The 18567-nt window shown below is 54.4% G+C and carries 15 protein-coding genes, 1 tRNA gene and 2 pseudogenes; 13 read left to right on the forward strand and 5 right to left on the reverse strand.

The window, feature by feature from the left end; genetic code table 11:
* The first annotated feature begins 93 nt into the window (after window positions 1–93).
* From LBO03_10390 to LBO03_10400, 3 genes are read left to right on the forward strand one after another with little or no spacing between them, the layout of a single operon-like run.
* Complete coding sequence (locus LBO03_10390) at window positions 94–1353, forward strand: DUF1015 family protein (GenBank protein ID MDR3349982.1); 1260 nt, start codon at window positions 94–96, stop codon at window positions 1351–1353.
* A gap of 9 nt (window positions 1354–1362) precedes the next feature.
* Window positions 1363–2451, forward strand: coding sequence for a 3-phosphoserine/phosphohydroxythreonine transaminase (serC, locus tag LBO03_10395; GenBank protein ID MDR3349983.1), 1089 nt, complete (start codon window positions 1363–1365; stop codon window positions 2449–2451).
* Between the two features lie 43 nt (window positions 2452–2494).
* Window positions 2495–3355, forward strand: a complete 861-nt coding sequence (locus LBO03_10400; protein MDR3349984.1) for an NAD(P)/FAD-dependent oxidoreductase — start codon at window positions 2495–2497, stop codon at window positions 3353–3355.
* A gap of 111 nt (window positions 3356–3466) precedes the next feature.
* On the opposite strand, the gene LBO03_10405 is transcribed toward LBO03_10400, so the two are convergent.
* Window positions 3467–4120, reverse strand: coding sequence for a uracil-DNA glycosylase (locus LBO03_10405; protein ID MDR3349985.1), 654 nt, complete (start codon window positions 4118–4120; stop codon window positions 3467–3469).
* Window positions 4121–4301: 181 nt separating this feature from the next.
* On the opposite strand from LBO03_10405, the gene serS reads away from it, so the two are divergent.
* The 5 genes from serS to LBO03_10430 all read left to right on the forward strand — a co-directional run bounded on the left by serS (window position 4302) and on the right by LBO03_10430 (window position 10420).
* Window positions 4302–5567, forward strand: a complete 1266-nt coding sequence (gene serS, locus LBO03_10410; GenBank protein ID MDR3349986.1) for a serine--tRNA ligase — start codon at window positions 4302–4304, stop codon at window positions 5565–5567.
* A gap of 230 nt (window positions 5568–5797) precedes the next feature.
* Window positions 5798–6973: a type III PLP-dependent enzyme gene (locus LBO03_10415; GenBank protein MDR3349987.1), complete on the forward strand. Its 1176-nt coding sequence runs from the start codon at window positions 5798–5800 to the stop codon at window positions 6971–6973.
* Window positions 6974–7268: 295 nt separating this feature from the next.
* Entirely contained in the window at window positions 7269–8540 is a 1272-nt protein-coding gene (locus LBO03_10420; protein MDR3349988.1) for a diaminopimelate decarboxylase, read from the forward strand.
* Between the two features lie 106 nt (window positions 8541–8646).
* Window positions 8647–9585: a PDZ domain-containing protein gene (locus tag LBO03_10425; protein ID MDR3349989.1), complete on the forward strand. Its 939-nt coding sequence runs from the start codon at window positions 8647–8649 to the stop codon at window positions 9583–9585.
* 37 nt (window positions 9586–9622) lie between these two features.
* Entirely contained in the window at window positions 9623–10420 is a 798-nt protein-coding gene (locus tag LBO03_10430) for an RNA methyltransferase (protein MDR3349990.1), read from the forward strand.
* Between the two features lie 227 nt (window positions 10421–10647).
* Here the strand turns inward: LBO03_10430 and LBO03_10435 are convergent, their stop codons facing one another.
* From LBO03_10435 to LBO03_10445, 3 genes are all read right to left on the reverse strand, one after another.
* On the reverse strand, window positions 10648–11121 hold the full coding sequence (locus LBO03_10435; GenBank protein MDR3349991.1) for a hypothetical protein: 474 nt from the start codon (window positions 11119–11121) through the stop codon (window positions 10648–10650).
* A 2-nt stretch (window positions 11122–11123) separates the two neighbouring features.
* Entirely contained in the window at window positions 11124–11792 is a 669-nt protein-coding gene (locus LBO03_10440) for a hypothetical protein (protein MDR3349992.1), read from the reverse strand.
* Window positions 11793–11939: 147 nt separating this feature from the next.
* Window positions 11940–13097, reverse strand: coding sequence for a M20 family metallopeptidase (locus tag LBO03_10445; GenBank protein MDR3349993.1), 1158 nt, complete (start codon window positions 13095–13097; stop codon window positions 11940–11942).
* Between the two features lie 980 nt (window positions 13098–14077).
* Between LBO03_10445 and LBO03_10450 the strand changes: the two are divergent.
* The 5 genes and pseudogenes from LBO03_10450 (at window position 14078) to LBO03_10470 (ending at window position 18220) form a co-directional block, all read left to right on the forward strand.
* Window positions 14078–14527, forward strand: a pseudogene (locus LBO03_10450) (PocR ligand-binding domain-containing protein).
* Between the two features lie 69 nt (window positions 14528–14596).
* Window positions 14597–14740 (forward strand): annotated as a pseudogene (locus LBO03_10455) (LuxR C-terminal-related transcriptional regulator).
* A 2-nt stretch (window positions 14741–14742) separates the two neighbouring features.
* On the forward strand, window positions 14743–16743 hold the full coding sequence (locus tag LBO03_10460) for a hypothetical protein (GenBank protein MDR3349994.1): 2001 nt from the start codon (window positions 14743–14745) through the stop codon (window positions 16741–16743).
* A gap of 67 nt (window positions 16744–16810) precedes the next feature.
* The gene (locus LBO03_10465) at window positions 16811–17728 is read left to right on the forward strand and encodes a response regulator (GenBank protein MDR3349995.1); all 918 of its coding nucleotides are present in this window, start codon (window positions 16811–16813) and stop codon (window positions 17726–17728) included.
* 402 nt (window positions 17729–18130) lie between these two features.
* Window positions 18131–18220 (forward strand) — tRNA-Ser (locus LBO03_10470).
* Window positions 18221–18329: 109 nt separating this feature from the next.
* On the opposite strand, the gene LBO03_10475 is transcribed toward LBO03_10470, so the two are convergent.
* Window positions 18330–18567, reverse strand: a 238-nt coding sequence (locus LBO03_10475; GenBank protein MDR3349996.1) for a transposase, incomplete at its 5' end; no start/stop codon positions are given.

The raw sequence follows: 18567 nt of genomic DNA on the forward strand, positions 1-18567 counted from the left end.
TTGCCGGCTTTATGGCAAATATCTGTGAAAACGAATAAAAGTATAGTAAAATTGTTGCCATGAAGTAATTTCAAGAATCAGAGGTGTTGGGCATTGGCTGACATAAGACCCTTCCGGGCGCTGCGGCCGGCGGCGGACAAGGCAAAGGGGATCGCTTCGCTTCCTTATGACGTGATGGACAGGGAAGAAGCGCGCGCCGCGATAAAAAAACAGCCGCTTAGTTTTTTGCGCGTTACCAGGCCTGACGCCGCTTTCCCTGACGCAATCGGGCAATATGACGGCGCCGTGTACGAAGAGGCGGCCTCCGTTTTTCAAGAGTATCAGGCGGACGGCCTGCTGCGGACGGAGGCCGAACCGTGTTTTTATATATACAGGCAGAGAATGGACGGGCGCGAACAGACCGGGCTGGTCGCCGCCGCTTCGGTGGAAGAATATCGCGCCGGCGCGACAAAGAAACACGAACTCACCCGCCCGGACAAGGAAGGCGACCGAGTGCGCCATATAAAATGCCTGGCGGCGCAAACCGGGGCCGTGTTTTTGTCTTACAAAAGGGCGCCGGCGGCCGAACTTTTGATCGCGGAGATTGTCGGCAGGACACGCCCTGACTATGACTTTGTCGCCGATGACGGCATCGGCCATATTTTTTATACTGTAAGCGCCCCGGCCGATATAGAGGCTCTCCGGCGCGTTTTCGCCCCAATAGGGCCTTTGTATATCGCCGACGGGCACCACCGCTGCGCCGCCGCCTTGAGGGTTGCGGACATGGCGCGGGCAAACAATCCCAAGCATACAGGCTCGGAGGAATATAACTACTTTCTCGCGGCGATCTTTCCTGACGATATGACGCGGATACTTGAATATAACCGGGCCGTGAAGGATCTTAACGGATTGACGGCGGCTGAATTTTTGGCAAAGGCCGGCGACAATTTCCTTGTGCAAACAATCGCTTCCCCGGCCAAACCGTCCGCCAGGCACGAGTTTACCATGTGCCTTGAGGGCAAATGGTATAAATTGACGGCAAGAGGCGGCACGTTTGACGAAAAAGATCTTAGCGGCAGACTGGACGTAAGCATATTGCAGGACAACCTGCTGCGCCCCGTACTGGGAATCCTTGACCCGCGCGCCGACCAAAGGATAGAGTTCATCGGCGGCATACGCGGCGTAAGCGCCCTGTCCGAACTGGTGGCCGCCGGGAAAGCGGCCGTTGCCTTTTGCCTTTATCCCACTTCCATGCAAGAGCTTATGGCGGTTGCCGACGCGGGCAAAATAATGCCGCCTAAGTCCACTTGGTTTGAGCCTAAATTGCGCGATGGTTTAGCGGTGCATTTGCTTGAGGAAGATTTTTTGAAGTGAGGTTTCAGCATGGCGAGAGTTTTTAATTTCAATCCCGGCCCGGCGACCTTGCCGATGGAAGTGCTGCGGGAAGCGCAGGCGGAATTTTTGGACTATCAGGATAGCGGCATGTCCATTATCGAAATGAGCCACCGCTCCGCGCCTTACGAAAAAATAAACGACGAGGCGCGCCAAGACTTGAAAGACTTGCTGGGAACAGGCGACGACTATGAAGTTTTGTTTATGCAAGGCGGCGCCACTATGCAATTTTCCCTTGTCCCGCTCAATCTTATAAGGGAGGGCCGGACGGCGGATTACGCGGTAACAGGCGAATTTGCCGCCAGGGCTTTCGCGCAGGCCGCGCAAATAGGCGCGGCCCGTGCCGCAGTTGATTTGTCGGGCGAAGGGTTCCGGCGCGCGCCCGCGGCTAACGAACTGCGCTACAGCGACCGGCAGGCCTATCTTCACGTAACTACCAACAACACCATTTTCGGCACGGCCTGGCGCGAATACCCTGATTTCGGCGTAAAAACATTAGTGGCCGATATGTCGTCAGACTTTCTCAGCCGCCCTTTCGACGTCCGGCAATTTTCGCTGATTTACGCCGGCGCGCAGAAAAACATAGGCCCGGCGGGAGCGGCGGTGGTCGTGATTAAAAAATCGTTGCTGGACGGCGCGAACGAAAAGCTGCCGGAATATTTCAGTTACAAGGCGCACGCCAAAAACAATTCCCTATTGAACACTCCGCCGGTTTTTACCGTGTACATGATCGGGAAAATTCTTAAATGGCTGAAAAACAAGGGCGGCCTGGCGGCTATGGGCAAGCTCTGCTTGCAAAAATCTTCGCTTGTTTACGGCCTCATCGACCGTTATCCCGATTTTTACCGGGGACACGCCGAAAAAGGCAGCCGTTCGCTTACCAACGTAACCTTCCGTTTGCCGGATGCGCGGCTGGATGATGCTTTTGTCAGGCAAGCTGCCGCGCAAGGGCTATCAGGCGTGAAGGGCCATCGCTCGGTCGGAGGCATACGGGTATCCATTTATAATTATATGCCGGTGGAAGGCTGCGAAAGACTGGCGGAATTTATGGAGGATTTTTACCTTGGCAACCGCCGCTGATATGGCGGCGCGGCAAAAAGCAAAAGGCAAGGAGGCGTTCGGCTTGAATGTTGATTATGACATAGCCGTGGTCGGCGGCGGGCCGGCAGGCCTTTCCGCCGCGCTCAGCGCGTTGCGGCGGGACAAAAAAACCGTTGTTTTTGACCAGCGCGGCGCAAAGTCCAAACTGGCCAAGGCGCCGCTCGTCGACAATTACCTCGGCCTGCCCGCAATAAGCGGCCAGGAACTCATGCGCGTTTTTTCCGGGCATGTGAAAACGCGCGGCATACCGATACTCGAAGAGAAAATCGTCAATATATATCCCGGCGGGGGCGGCTTCACGCTCATCGCCGGCGACAATGCCTGGCAGTCCGCTTCCGTGGTGTTCGCCGCCGGCGCCCCCTCCGGGCAGACTTTGCCGGGCGAAAGTGATTTTTTGGGGCGGGGCGTCAGTTACTGCGCTGTCTGCGACGGGCTGCTCTTTCGCGGCAAGAAGGTTGCCATAATCGCCGCCACGTCCGGCAGCCGGGAAGATACATCCTTTCTGGCCGGGCTTTGCCGGGAAATATTATATTTTCCATTGTACGCGGGCGAGCATCCGCAGCATCCCAACCTGAAAACGCTCAAGGAACTGCCCAAAGAAATAACCGGCGCGGATACCGTCGGCGCGATAAAGACGGACAAAAACAGCCACGCGGTGGACGGCGTGTTTATTTTCCGCGCGAACGCGCCGCCTGACAGCATTTTGCCCGATTTGGCGCTCAAAGATAATTTCGTCCGGACCGACAGTTTAATGCGGACGAATGTTCCCGGCTTCTTCGCGGCCGGCGACTGCACCGGCCAACCCTGGCAAATCAGCCGGGCCACGGGGCAGGGGCAGATAGCCGCCCTCAGTGCCGCCTCTTACATAGACGGGCATAACTGACGCAACCGCGGCAAATTTTCAGCTTGCGTTTTAATCCGCGTCCTGGGCGGATTTGGGTTTGCCGACAAAACCCGCCCCGATACGGGCGGACGGCGGAAAAAGGCCGATAATTCAGATTCTTTTGGGAAAAAGCGCAAAAAGATCCGGCGGCGGCTCGGATGCAAATACATAATCAGGCCGGGCTTCGGCGCATTTTTCCACGGCGGCTTTCAGGTCGTAGTGAACCTGCCATTTGGCCTGTTTAAGGCTGTCGCCGTGAAGCCTGAGCAAATAAGCCGGATGATAGGTGGTAATGCATGATGCGCCGGATTTGCCGACAAACCACTGCCCGCGTTCCTTGGTGATGCGCTTGTCCGGCGAGCCGAGGTAATGCAGGGCCACGCTGCCGAGCGCTATCACCACGGCCGGGCGGATGATTTCCAACTCCAGGCTTAGCCAGCGGTCGGCGCAAAAAGCGGCGGCGGCGACCGTCGGCGTCCGGTTGTTTTCCGGGCGGCATTTCACCGTATTGGTCGTCAGTATGCGATCGCGCGTTACGCCGACCGAGGCGAGCGCCTTGTCCAGCAGCTGCCCGGAAGGGCCAATCAGCGGGCAGCCGTATTCGTCCTCTACCCGGCCCGGCCCTTCGCCGACTATGACCAACGGGCTGGCGGCATCGCCGTACCAGCCGACCGGAGCTATGCAACCGGCGCGCAGTTCGCATTCCGAACAGGCTTTCAGTTCCTGGCCCAACGCTTCCAGCGCCCGGGCGGCGTCTATTTTCATAATGTCCATCCTCGCAAGTTGCTTTGGCCTACAGGAAACCTCCAACAATCCATCGCCATAGCAAGCGGTTATCAAAAGCTCCCTATATATTCGCCCAATACACTTTGCAATCCTTTTGAAAAAGCGGGCGATTGTGTTAAAATGTTTAGAGGCTCTCTAAACGGGTAAGGAAGTGTACGATATGCTTGACATCAAATTCATACGGGAAAATACCGCCATAGTGGAAGATGCGCTGAAAAAACGCCGTATGCCGATGGCGCTGGATGAATTTCTGCGTTTGGACAAAGAACGGCGCTCTCTTTTGATAACAGTGGAAAATCTGAAAAGCGAACGCAACCAAGTTTCGCAGGAGATAAGCAGGCTGAAAAAAACGGGCGCCGATGCCGCCGCCAAAATAGCTTCCATGCGCGAGACAGGCGATGCCATCGCCGGCTATGACGCCAAATTGCGGGAGATTGAGGAGAGTTTGCGGGAGATTGCCCTGCGGCTGCCCAATATCCCCAATGAGGCCGTGCCGCCGGGTCAGGATGAACGCGACAATCCGCAGGTGCGCAAATGGGGCGCCGCGCCGGATTTCCCCTTCCCGCCAAAACCTCACTGGGAAATCGGGGAACGGCTCAACATACTGGATTTTGAGCGGGCGGGCAAGGTGGCCGGCGCCAGGTTCGTTTTTTATCGCGGCTTAGGCGCGCGCCTGGAACGCGCGCTGATCAATTTCATGCTTGACTTGCATACCAAAGAACACGGCTATACAGAGGTTTTCCCGCCGTTCATCGTCAATGGAGCCAGCATGACCGGCACTGGGCAGCTGCCTAAATTCGCCGCCGACGCTTTCCGGCTGGAAAACAGCGATTATTATCTGGTCCCTACGGCCGAAGTGCCTGTAACCAATATGCACCGGGGCGAAATATTGGCGGAAAGCTGCCTGCCGCTTTATTACGCCGCCTACAGCGCCTGTTTCAGGAGCGAGGCGGGCGCCGCCGGGCGCGACACGCGCGGGCTCATACGCCTGCATCAATTCAACAAGGTGGAACTGGTGAAATTTTCCCTGCCGGAAAATTCCTGGGCGGAACTGGAAAAACTGACCGCCGACGCGGAAAGCGTGCTGCGGCTCTTGGAGCTTCCCTACCGCACAGTAAAATTATGCGCGGGCGACTTGGGTTTTGCTTCCGCCCTGACTTATGACATAGAAGTCTGGCTGCCCAGCGCCGGCTGTTACCGCGAAATATCCTCCTGCTCAAACTTTGTCGATTTTCAGGCGCGCCGGGCGGACATACGATTTCGACGCGCCGGCGGCAAACCGGAATTTGTCCATACCCTGAACGGTTCAGGGCTGGCGATCGGGCGCGCCGTCTCGGCTATTTTGGAAAACTGCCAGCAGAAAGACGGCTCTGTGCGCGTACCCCAAATACTGCAGGAATACATGGGCACGGACACGATAAAATAAGCGCGGGAAAGCGCTTGCCGCCGCCGCCCGAAAGCGCGGGACTATATCGGGCGTTCCCGTCAAACGTTCATTGCCGCAGCGGGAAACCGCGCGCAAATTTTTTTTTGCAAATTCCCACAAACCTATTGCGCTTTCAAAGGTTTGTGGTAAAATTTATACGATATTAAACATTTTGGTAAATAATGCTAAACATAGCTGCCTTGAAATACCGATCCGAAAGGAGCGTTGATATGAAAAACAGCAATTATTTCCGTTTGACGCAAAATGCCGTAAAACAACTGGCCGATGTGTATGATACGCCATTTTTGGTATTGTCCCTTGAACAGATCGAAAACAATTACCGGCTTTTGCAAAAATACATGCCGCAGGTCAAAATACACTACGCGGTCAAAGCAAATCCCGACAAGAATATAGTCGCCGCAATAAACAGGCTTGGCGGTTGTTTCGATGTTGCGTCCGGCGGCGAAATAACCGAACTGGCCGCCTTAAACATTGCCAGCGACCGGATGCTTTACGCCAATCCCTTTAAAACGGATGCGGGGCTAAAAGCCTGCCGCCGCTATGGCGTGAACAAGTTTACCCTTGACAGCCGGACCGAAATAGACAAATTGGCGCAATGCTTCCCGGGCGCCGGCGTCCTTTTGCGCCTGCGCATAGACAATACCGGCGCGGTCGTCGATTTAAACAAGAAATTCGGCGCGCGGCCGGAACAGATATTGCCGCTTTTAAAATACGCGGCCGCCGCCGGGCTCAATGTCCTAGGGCTGTGCTTTCACGTTGGCAGCCAGACGCTTTCGGCCGCCCCCTACATCCGCGCCCTGAAAAAAAGCCGCGAGTTGTTTGACGCGGCGCGGCTGGAGGGCTACCATCTGAAAACGCTGGACATTGGCGGCGGCTACCCTGTCCCGAGCATGATCGACGATGTGGACATAGCCGGGCTGCTCACAAAAATAAACGAATGTCTGGAAAACCTTTTCCCCGATACGGAAATCTGGTCGGAACCCGGGCGGTTTGTCTGCGCCACCGCAGTGAACATGCTGACCAAAGTGATTGGCGTTACCGAGCGCAACGGCCAGCCGTGGTATTTTCTGGACGAAGGGGTTTACGGCGCTTTCTCCGGCGTCCTTTTTGACCATTGGGACTATGAATTTGTCAGTTACAAAAACGGCCCGGGCCTTTTGTCCACTTTCGCCGGCCCCAGCTGCGATTCTTTGGATGTGATCTGCTGCGGCCGAGCGTCCCCGCCCCTTCTGCCGAACGACATATTGCTTGTGCCGGCCTGCGGCGCGTATTCATCGGCATCGGCGACCAGTTTCAACGGTTTCGCCAAAGCGCAGACCATTGTTTGGGAAGAAGCGCGGGAAAAACTCAGCCTCGCGGAATTTTGCTTCGCTCCGGCCGTTTGACCGCCCAAAGCGAAAATGGCCGCTGCCGAAATGGCAGCGGCCATCTGTTTGGCTATTTCCCCGCCTGTTTTCCAGGTTTTCGGCCGTGCCATGTCCTTGCGGATTTGGCATTGCGCTTTTGGGCCGATACTGTTCCCAAATCAAAAGTTGCCTGAAATCCTTTTAAGGCCGGCGCCCGCTCTTGCCGGCGAAAGGCATCCGCGCTTGGGTGCCCCTTCTTCCAGCGCGGACAAAACCGCAAAAGGCGCGGCCGCGCCGGCAGCGGCCGCCCGCCATAACGCAGGAGGCTCGATTAATGAAAAAACCGTTTGTCAGCAAGGAAAAACTCGAGGAAATTATAAAGCAATATCCCACCCCCTTTTATCTTTATGACGAAAAGGGGATCAGGGAAACCGCGCGCGCGCTGCTAAAAGCGTTTTCCTGGAACGCGGGCTACCGGGAATATTTCGCCGTCAAGGCCACGCCCAATCCGGCGATCCTTAAAATCTTGCGGGAAGAAGGCTGCGGGGTGGACTGCTCAAGCCTGACCGAACTCATGCTGGCCAAAGCCGCCGGTTTCAGCGGCCGGGACATAATGTTTTCCTCCAACGCCACCCCCGCCGAGGAATTTGTCTATGCCAGAAAAATCGGCGCCATCATCAATCTCGACGACTTTACCCATATAGATTTTCTCGAGCGATGCGCCGGACTGCCGGAGACGATCTGCTGCCGTTTTAACCCCGGCGGGGAGTTCGCCATACATACCGCCATCATGGACAGGCCCAAAGACGCCAAATACGGTTTTACCAAAGGGCAGCTTAAAGAAGGGTTCGCTGTTTTGCAAAGAAAAGGCGTCATGGAGTTCGGTCTGCACGCTTTTTTGGCCAGCAACACCCTTACCAACGAATATTATCCCACGCTGGCGGCGGAGCTGTTTGCAACCGCCGCCTGGCTGAAAGAGCAAACCGGCGTGGCGGCCGCCTTCATAAACCTTTCCGGGGGAATAGGCATACCCTACCGGCCGGAGGACAAACCAAACGACATAATGGAAATAGGAAGGTTGGTCAAAGGCGTATACGAGCGGATACTGGTGCCGGCCGGCATGGGGGGCGCGGCGCTTTTCACCGAATTGGGGCGTTTTGTGCTGGGTCCTCACGGTTGCCTGGTCGCCACCGCCATACACAAAAAAAATATTTACAAAAAATATATAGGGCTCGATGCCTGCGCCGCCAATCTGATGCGCCCGGCCATGTACGGCGCTTATCACCATATCACGGTGGCCGGCAAGGAAAACGAGGCGGCGTCCGCCGTCTATGACATAACCGGCTCTTTGTGCGAAAACAATGACAAATTCGCCATAGACAGAAAATTGCCGCCGATCGAAATCGGCGATCGCCTTGTCATCCATGACGCGGGCGCGCACGGTTTCGCCATGGGGTACAACTACAACGGCAAATTGCGCTCCGCCGAATTGCTCCTCAAAGAGGACGGTTCTGTCCGGCTCATCCGCCGCGCCGAAACGCCGGAGGATTATTTTGCCACCTTGAAAATTTCCGGGCTTTTTGACGACATGGAAAGTCTGCGGTGAAAACCCGGCTATTGGCGAAAATATTTGCCGGACAAGCCGGGCGCGGCATCGGGCGCCGGCTTGTCCATGGGCGCCGCCACATTTTGGAAAAAGGGAGGGGATTTTTGTGAAAAAAACGCTTCTGTTTCTCGTCATTGTTTTCAGCCTGAAGTTTTCCGTCTGCTCCGCCGCTTATTATACCTTCAAGTTGGTGGGGCCGGCGGAAAACTACGATATGAAATATGATACGGAAAACGCTTACTTTTCTTTCGCGCTGGCGAAGAAAAACCCCGACAGGCTGCTTGTTTCCATTTACAACAAAACCGATGGAATAATTACGGTTGATTGGGGGAAAACCTCGCTCATTTTCGGGCAGAAGGCTTATAACGTATTGCCGGGTTCGCAGTTCAGCCCGGATTCCAATATATACAGCGGCCTTAATCCCGCCAGCATCCCGCCGCATACGCTGGTTGAGGAAAGTTTGTTCGCCGAGGGCAGCATAACCGTAATAAATTCGGCGCCGATAGTCACCGGCGGCTTTGGTTTTGGCTACTTTCCCCGCCCCTGGGGCGGCTGGCTGGGGTTTGACGACTTTTACCGCATACCGGGCTACAGCGGCTGGAAGGTACGCCCGTTCTTTTCCGCTGCGGACGAGGAAGCGGCGAACAATTCGGTTGGCTACAAATTTGCCTTGTTTTTGCCGGTAATCGCAAAAGATGCCCAAACAAATTACCGTTTTGATTTCGAGATAGTCAGGGCAAGCGAAGAAACAAGCCCGGGCGTTTTAGGTCTGTCGCTCACCGACCGCAGGGAACGGGCGATATGGGGAGAAGCAGCGCGGCCGGCAAAAGGCGTGGAGGTAGTCGGCCTTTCCCGCAAGGGCGCGGCAAAGAAAGCCGGTCTTTTGCCTGGCGACAACATCATAAAAATAGACGGCCTGGCAATAGACAATACTGATGAATTTGTTTTTTATGTCAACAAGAAAGCAGCCGGCGAGTCCATAACGATCACCTATCTGCGCGGCGGCGCGGAATACGCCGCCACGGCAAAACTGGGCAAAGCTTGACCGGCGGCCGCCGCGCCGGGCGCCCTGAGGAGAGGTTATGGAAGCGGCAATAACCAGCCTGGCCAATCCTGTGGTCAAAGAAGCGGCCGGGCTGCTGCAAAAAAAATATCGCGACAAACGCCGGGCTTTTTTGCTGGAAGGCTGGAAAAACGTCAGTGAGGCCATAACGGCGGGGCTTTGCCCGCAGAGAGTTTTTTTTGACCCTTCCGCCCTGCCGTCAAGCGCCGTAGCGTTTTTAAAGGAAACCGACATGGCGGCGGGAACCGACTTGCTTGCGGTATCCGGCGGAATCATCAGGAAACTTTCCGATACCAAAACGCCGCAGCCGATAGTGGCGGTTTTTGACAAGTTTTCCTTTGCCTTGCGCGACATTCCCCTGCACGGCGAAAGTTTCGTCATCGTGGCGGACGGGCTTAAAGACCCCGGCAACCTTGGCGCGATCATCCGCACTGCGGACGCCGCCGGAATTGACGCGGTCATCCTCGCGGAAAACTGCGTCGATCTTTTTGCGCCGAAAACCCTGCGCGCGGCTATGGGTTCGGCCTTTCACCTGCCGGTGCTGGCGGGCTTTGCCAACACGGACATTCTTGCTTGGCTGCGCGCTCAGGCGTTCGCCATTTTCGCCGCCGTCCCCCGCGCCGCGCAAACCGTCTATCAGGCGGACTTTTCCGGCCGCGCGGCGGTCGTTCTGGGCAGCGAGACGCAAGGGGTGAACGATTTTTTCGCGCAGGCCGCCGCGCATACAGTGTCCATACCCATGAAAGGGCGGGCGGAATCCTTGAACGCGGCGGTCGCCGCCGCGCTGTTTATTTACAAGGCCAGGGGCGGCGGCTGACATTGCCCGGCAGTTCCCGCTGCGCGTCCCAATCCTTTGCGAAAGCAAACGTGGCAGTCAAAGCCTGTTAACGCTGCCGTTCAACGCCCAAAATCAGAACATTTCAGATAGTGTTAACAGGCTCCAATGTGCCGGGCAACAATACAAAAAAGCAAAACAGCGCCGCGAAAAGACAAGCCGCCGCATGCCTGGCGGCATACGGCGGCGCAGGGGCTTCCCCTTTATTTTTAAAAGAAAACCAAAACCAGCCTGGTCAGAAACATGACCATAACGGCGTCTACGATAGGGGCGGCGAAAAGGACGGGGTAAAACTTTTTGTTGGCGTTGGACACTAACACTATGCGGGCAAAGTGCCCGACAAGAGTGCCCATGGTAACGCAGGCCGGGAAGAGGATGGTGGCCTGGGCCGCATCTATTTTCCCGGCGGTATAAAGGGTAGCCGCAGCGGCGCAGCCAGCCGCTTTGGCGAAGAAAGCCGCCAAGAGGGCGACCGTCGCTTCGCCCGGCAGTCCGAAGATCCCCATGACGGGGTTGAGCACCTTGCCGATGATGGGCATAAGGCCCGTAATGTTCAGAAATTCTATCAGCGCGTACGCCATGACCATAGCCGGCGCGATCATCTCAACGCCGATATAAAAGCCTTTTTTGGCTCCTTTCATGAATTCTTCCACAATATTTGTGCCGTTGGCTTGTATAGCCATGCTCAAGCACCTTCTTCCAGCGGGTGTTTTTTGCGGTAAGTGCCCATATAGAACCTTACCAAAATGGCGCCAAATATCTTGCAGATAAAAATCAGGCCGATAATGGCCCCCACAGGCAAAACCGAAATGGGGATAAGCGGGCCGCCTGTGCCGAAGGTGTTTGTGACTACCGCCGACCCTGCGTATTGGTAGGAAACGAAAATGACCCTTTCGTCGTCCGTCATCATTTTGTTTTCAACTAATTCTTTGGTCATAACCGCGCCTACGTCGGAACTTGTAAAACTGCTGACAAAAGCCAGCCCCGCCACGCCGGGTATGCCCAAGAAGGGGCGCAGGAAAGGGCGGAAAAGTTTCTCCGCCGCCCTCAAGGCGCCTAGTGACTCGGCTACTTGTATGAACCCAAGGGCCAACATAACGGTTGGGATAAGGGTGATGGTAAAGAGCAAGCCTTCCCTGGCGCCTATGCCGCCGGCTCCCTGGAAAATGTGCTTGCTGCCCGCGATGGTGCCGAACTTGCCGGTCAAAGCGGTAAAGTCAAGCGCCCGGAAAACTGTGGGGCTGCTAGTCAGGAGGCCGGAGAAGGAGATGCAAAGGAAGGCCAAAGACAGCCAGCCTTTCCAGGTAACTTTATACTTTCCGGCAATTTCCTTTTCAGCTTGTTGTTCTGACATGTTTTTTCTCCTTTCATTAATGGATGCAAGAGTTTAATTTGCCGGCAGACTTCCGGGCGGACAAAGGCCGTTGCGGGAATAGCCTGCCGGATCCGGGCAATTTCATGCCGGACGGGACGGCCCGTTCAGCAAAGCGACCGCCAACTGTTATATTTCATCAAGTTTAAGGATGGTGGCCGCCAGCAGTTTGGCGCGCTCAAACAGGGCGTCCACCACCGCGAATTCATCGGGGCTGTGGTTTTTGCCGCCCTTGACGCCCACGGAGCAAAGGGAGGGAGCGCCCCCCATGACGGTATAAGCGGCATCGGAAGCGCCGCCGGAAACAATGGCGGACGGCGTGCCAAAGCCATTCTCTTCGCTGGTTTTTTTCCAAAGCTCGAAAAGTTTTTTCACGCTGTCGGTGGTTTTCATGGCGTTGATTCCCAACCGAAAATCTTTCAGTTCCGTGCGCGTGCCTTCTATGTAGGTTTTGGCAAGCGTTTTCTCCACCATGTCTTTGAGTTTGCCGGTGATGGCCGGATCCACGTAACGGATGTCGACAGCTATCTCGCAATAGCCCGGCACGGCATTGACTACCGTGCCGCCCTCTATGACGCCCACGTTGAAAGTATAACCTTCCTCCCAATTGGTCAGGTTCTGTATGTCGATGATTTTATGGGCCATTTCCAATATGGCGCTGCGTCCCCTTTTAGGGTCGTTGCCGGCGTGGGCGGCAACGCCGTGGACAGCCGCCTTGAAAGTGGCCATGCCCTTGCGGCCAACCACCACTGAGTTGTCCACAAAGCCGGTCTCGCAGTCGAAAGCGGCGGCGCAGCCTTTGGCTTCGTCCACAAAAACGTCGGCGGCGTTGGAATGGGGATGGGCGATTTCTTCGTCGCCCGCAAAGGCAAATTTCAGCGGACGTTCCCGGTAACCCGCCGCCCGCAGCGCCCGGGCGGCATAAATCGCTATGACGATGCCGCCTTTCATGTCAAGGACGCCCGGCCCGTAGGCAATGCCGTCCTTAATAGTGAAAGGGCGTTTGGCGACTTCGCCGAATTTGAACACCGTGTCCATGTGCCCGCAGAAAAGCACCGGCGCTTTTGCGCCGCCGGGGATCTCCCCCAGCGCCATGTTGCCCGCTTTCTCGTACTCGACAAGACGCGCCTTGGCCCCTGACTCTTCCAGCTCCTTTTTCACTCTGTTGGCTACGGCGTCCACGCCTTCGACATAGGCGGAACCGCTTTCCATGTTGACGAGGTCCCGCCAGAGAGACACCATTTCATCCTTTTTGCCGTCAATAAATTGAAATGCTTTTTCTTTCATGCGCAAAACCACTCCTTTTGCTTTTAGTGCGAAAATTTGGGCTTAATATAGTATTTTTTATAGTACCTGTTAATTATAACTTATAAAATTGCCTTTTTCCAGAAAAATTTTTCGTTTTGGATTTCTTGCCAAAAATTTTTTGTGCGTCCCCCGTCGGGCAAAACGCAAATTTTTTCGCCGCGAAAAAACGCCGCCGGCCGCTAAAAGATAGGCGCCGTTGCCGCGCTTGCGGGGACGCGTCCAGGTGAATTGTGTGCTAATATTTATGCAGGAGGCCATCGCCGCGCTTACGGGGGCGCGCCCCCCGCCCATATACTTTTCGCTTTTCGATTCGGCCTGGGCTTTTTCACTTATCGGCCGCATAGGGCGTTAATGTTATACTTGAAGCGAAGGTATGATATAATAAGCACATACTGCAAATAGATCATTGAGGCCGCCAAGTCAAAAATTTCAGCTTCCTGCCGCGCCAACCGCAGCGGCAACATTATAATGACGCCAAAGTTGCCTTTCCCTGTCGGCTCCAAGGTAACGAAACGCGGAGAATGTTACCTCGCGTTTTTTGCGGCAGCTATGAGCCTTTTTAGCATATTTTAATTTTGGGGCCAGGCAACGAATGCATTTTCGCAAAACGGCGAACCGGCTTTGCAAGCTGAAATTATCGGCTCTTTTTACAGTCAGTCGAAAATGGACAAGCTGGTTAGCAAAAGGCCGGGCAACAGCTCTTTGCCGGTATCCGGCAAAGAGCAAGGGCCAGTTCTCCTTGGCAATGTTATGCCGCCATGCGGCCTGTTACCTGTCCGCCCGGGCAAGGGGCTTGTTTTTCGTGCTTGGTCATGGCTGCAATTTTACAGGTTGTTCCCCGGTTTCCCCTCCTCCGGAGGTTGAACATTCGCCGGCCGTTTTTCCGAAACGGCGTATTTGCGTGTTTTGCAACGTAGTCGAAAAAATGGTTTTAAAGGCAACGCGGGAGTTGACGCTAAATGGAACAAATCAACGCAAAACAGTGGCTTAATGTCATTGGCAAAGAAAAATTGCAGGCGTTCCAGGACAGCTTTGCCAAAACTTTCGGCATAAGCTTGTGTTTTCTTGATCTTTCAGGCGAACCGCTGTTGGTTTGGTCAAATCTGCCGCTGGTTTGCGATTATATGATAAAAAACAACCTGAAACGCTGCCTGATGGAAAGAAGGAAGGTAATCCAGGTTGCCAGGGGCACAAAGGATGTTTATATTCACCATTGTTTTACGGGCCTGGTTTTTTTCGGCAGCCCGATTTACTGCTTGGGCAGGATTGTTTGCATAGCTTACGGCGGCGGCGTACTTACGGTTGAGGAAGAACAATTCCACGGCATTATCAATCTCCTGAACGACATCTTTAATATGACTAACATTGACGAGAACTCATTTTTGCAGGCAAACCCGGCAAGCCCGCTGGAAACTTATCTGCGCGCCCGCCTGAGCGCCCGTGAATTGGAAGTGACCATGCTCATGTTAAAGAAAAATTCCAACCGCGATATCGCCCAGACACTTTATATAAGCGAAAAGACGGTCAAGACCCACGTCAGCCATATCCTGGGCAAACTGAACCTGAAAGACCGGCGCCAATTGTTCGCTCTGGAAAACGAGCTTTTGAAAGGCGGCTCGTAGCTATGTCCATCCGAAGAAAAATGATGATCGTCATTTTCATAGCCGTCATTTTCCCCAGCGCGCTTATGCTGGCATTTATCAACTTTGAACAAAAAGACCAGATAAATCAGGATGCGCGGCAATACCTTTCCAACGCTTTCGCCGTAGCGTACAATATAGAAAACTCCCAGTTGTCGGAACTGAAGCTAAGCGCCAGCATGCTGGCCACCAACCCGGAATTTATCGGCAGAATGGAAGACCCGGAATACCTGACCGATTGCCTGGCCCGTTTGCAAAAACTTTTGCCCTATCTGGATTTTCTGGTGGTAATCCGACCGGACGCGGAAGAACTGATAGCGTCCTCCAAGCCCTTTCTCGCCGGCATCCCGGCCTCGCTGCGGGGAATGCTGCTCTCCGGGGCGCCGCGGCATTCTGTCGTCTCTTCCGGGCTGGTCTTTGACCTTTCGGAGGTTTCCGTTCCCGACAGCCCGGAATGGGAACGCTACCAAATAAAAATAATGAAGACAGGTGAACATTTCAACAAATGCCTTGCCGGCGTGGCGGTCGCGCCGATACTGCGCGACGGGCGGCTTGTCGCTTACATGGCGCTCGCGGATATCGCCAACAATGACAGTTCCATGCCCACGCAGTTTACCAAAAACATCGAGGACGCCTACTTTTCGCTTACGGTAAGCGGCGTGCGCGTATGTTCCAATGTGCGCGACACCGCCGGCACGAGCTATATCGGCTCTTACGGCCCGGTCTCGGCCGACCAGTGGGAGCGGGTGGAAAAGATTGAATTTGGCCGGGTAAATGTCGGCAAAGAGGTACATGTTTTTTTCACCGGCTATATCAAAGATTACAACGGCAAGCCGATTGCCGCCCTGGGCGTGGGCATTCCGGAAGAACGTTTTTACGTCATCATGAACATCCAAAAACGCGTTACTGTCCTTATTTGCGCCGTTACCCTGCTGCTGGTTCTGACCTTCAGCTATTTCGTTACCGGAAAGATTACCAAGCCGATCAACCTGGCCACGGAAATAGCGCAAAAAGTCTCGCAAGGCGAAAGAAGCATCGCCGTGCCGCCCAACATGCTTGTGGGAAGGCAGGAAACGGCGCGCCTTTTAAGGGCGCTCAACGAAATGGCCAAGACCCTGGGCGCTATGGAACAGGAAATCAAACGTTTTGTGCAGGACCTTATCGACAGCAACAACCAACTGGAAGAAAAAATCGAGCAGCGCACTGCGGCGCTGCGGCAGATGATTAGGGACCTGGAACGCTCCAATACCGTAAAATCACAATTTTTGTCCAATATGACGCACGAGTTGCGGACGCCGCTCAGCGCCGTGATTTGTTCCGGCGAGGCCCTGCTGGAAGGACATTTCGGCTTGCTGACAGAAAAACAGGCCAAACATGTAAACAACATGATTTGCAGCGGCCGGCATTTATTGCAAATAATCAACGATATATTGGACATTTCAAAGATCGACGCCGGCATGATGAAACTCAATTTCAGCGAATTCCGTTTCGCGGACGCGCTTGACCAAACACTTTTGACCTTTTATTCGGTTGCCGGCCGCAAGGAGGTCGCCATTCAGGAAAATTGCCCGGCCAACATACTGCTTTACGCCGACGAAAAGAAAATCCGGCAAATTCTTTACAACCTTTTGTCCAACGCGATCAAATTTGTGCCAAGGGGCGGCAAGGTATGGGTGGACGTGCGGGAATTGGACAATATGCTGCGGATCGCGGTGAAAGACAACGGCATCGGCATCAGAAAAGAAGATCAGGAACGCATTTTTGAAGCTTTTGAACAGGCGGACAGTTCCTATTCCCGGGAATATGAAGGAACCGGGCTGGGACTGCCCCTATGCCGCTATTTAGTGGAAATGCACGGCGGGGAAATATATCTGAACAGCCAGGAAGGCGTGGGCACGGAAGTAATATTCACCATTCCCCTGAACAAAAACAGCAAAGACGGGCAAGATGCCGCCGGCGCGGGCGAAAGGCCGAACGAAAGATAGCAGCCGCGCTTGCGGCGGCCGGCTTTTTGTTAGAGGTTTTCAGCTATTTTATTTGCGAGGTTTGCGTATGGAGAAAATTTTGATTGTCGACGACAACGAACAGCATTGCGAATTGTTAAAAGATGTTTTGCTCAGTTGGGGCTATGACGTGCAGCTGTCCCTGCAAGGCATGGACGCGCTGGGAAAAGCCAAAAAGAATCTGCCGGATTTGATTTTGCTTGACGTCATGCTGCCGGGGCTGAACGGCTTTGAAGTATGCCGGGAATTGAAAAACTATCCCGGAACCAGGGATATTCCCGTGATAATGCAAACAGTCTTGGACGAAACCGACGACCGTATTCGCGGATACAAAGTGGGCGCGAGCCTTTTCGTCACCAAGCCTGTCAACTACGCCGAACTGCGGCACCATATTGAACGCCTGATCCAGGCCAAAAAAGGCATGGAAAGCAATGAAGGCCGTTCCGCCGTTGTGCGTACCCTGATCAGGATTATGGAAAAGTTGTCGCCGGAAATTTACGGACATGCCGCGCAAGTAGCCAATTATTGCAACAAAACCGCCAACTTGCTGGGAATGACTGCGGAACGCAAGACGCGCCTTGACATCGCGGCCTGGCTGCACGACTTCGGGCGGCTGGCGGACGAGGGGGAACTCGCCCACGGACAGGCCGGCGTGGAAATGCTCAAAGGGCTCAAGATGAGCGAATGGCTGAACGACTATCTTCTATATCATCACGAATACGCCGACGGCAGCGCGCCTTTGGGAAAAAAGGCGGGCGACCTGCCGGAAGACGTCTGGCTGTTGGCGGCGGTAAACCAATTCGTCCATTACCTTGATCAATGCCGTGACCAGGAGCAGGCGTTCACGGCCTTTCAGGAACAGTTAAGCCGCGAACGGTATCCGGAGGCCGCCCTCAACGCTCTGCGGCAAGTAATTCAGGACGAGATTTTCTTAAATAAAGCCTTCCCCGGCAAAATCCCCGGCTGATTTTCCCTTGCAAGGCAAATGTCCTGCCGCGAGGCATTAAGTTTTCAGCGGCGGACAGATCCCCGGCCCAAACCTTCCGAGCCAAAACCCAAAAAAGATGTTGAAATTTATGCTCTCAATGCAGTAAAATCAATAATGTCCATCAAAGAATCTTGGATAACTTCTTATACTGTCCTCGGAACAAAACATGACTAAAGCGCACGAGACAATTTGCCCTCCTGCGCGGCGCAAAACGTAGGCGAATCCTTAGCTTTAGGGCCAAGCAGGGCAGTAAATTGGACGCAAAGGCAGCATGCTTTTGACCTGCGGACATTATTATGGCCCCTGCGCGGCGTTTTGCCGCTTAAACGGCCGGCGCCGCGCCCCGTTCCAATGCGCAGCGCTAAAGCACAAAACCAACAAGGAGAGGTGGCCGAGCGGTTTAAGGCAGCGGTCTTGAAAACCGCCGCGGCAGCAATGCCGCCGTGGGTTCGAATCCCACCCTCTCCGCCACTTTTTGCAGTTTTCGCCTTGTCACAAATGACCGTCAGGAAGGCAGTGGCACATAAAAAGTATGAAGCAGATACGAAGCATGAACGTACTGTCTTAAGTCAAAGTATAGTCAAATACTTTTAAAACAGTAGCAAAGAGCGTCATCAAAACAAGAAACATTAGCGAGCGTTCTGCGCAGTTTAGCTTTTAGCCATGCCAAAAAGTTTTCAATTGGATCCAATTCGGGTGAATGCGCCGGCAAAAAGATTGGCCTGTGCCCATGTTTCTCCGCAAGCGGAACAAGCTTCGATTTGCGATGAAAAGCTGCATTGTCCATGACGATTGCCGACTGTTGGTCAAGTTCGTCC

The sequence above is a fragment of the Acidaminococcales bacterium genome, from assembly GCA_031290885.1.
Taxonomy (GTDB): Bacteria; Bacillota; Negativicutes; order Acidaminococcales; family JAISLQ01; genus JAISLQ01.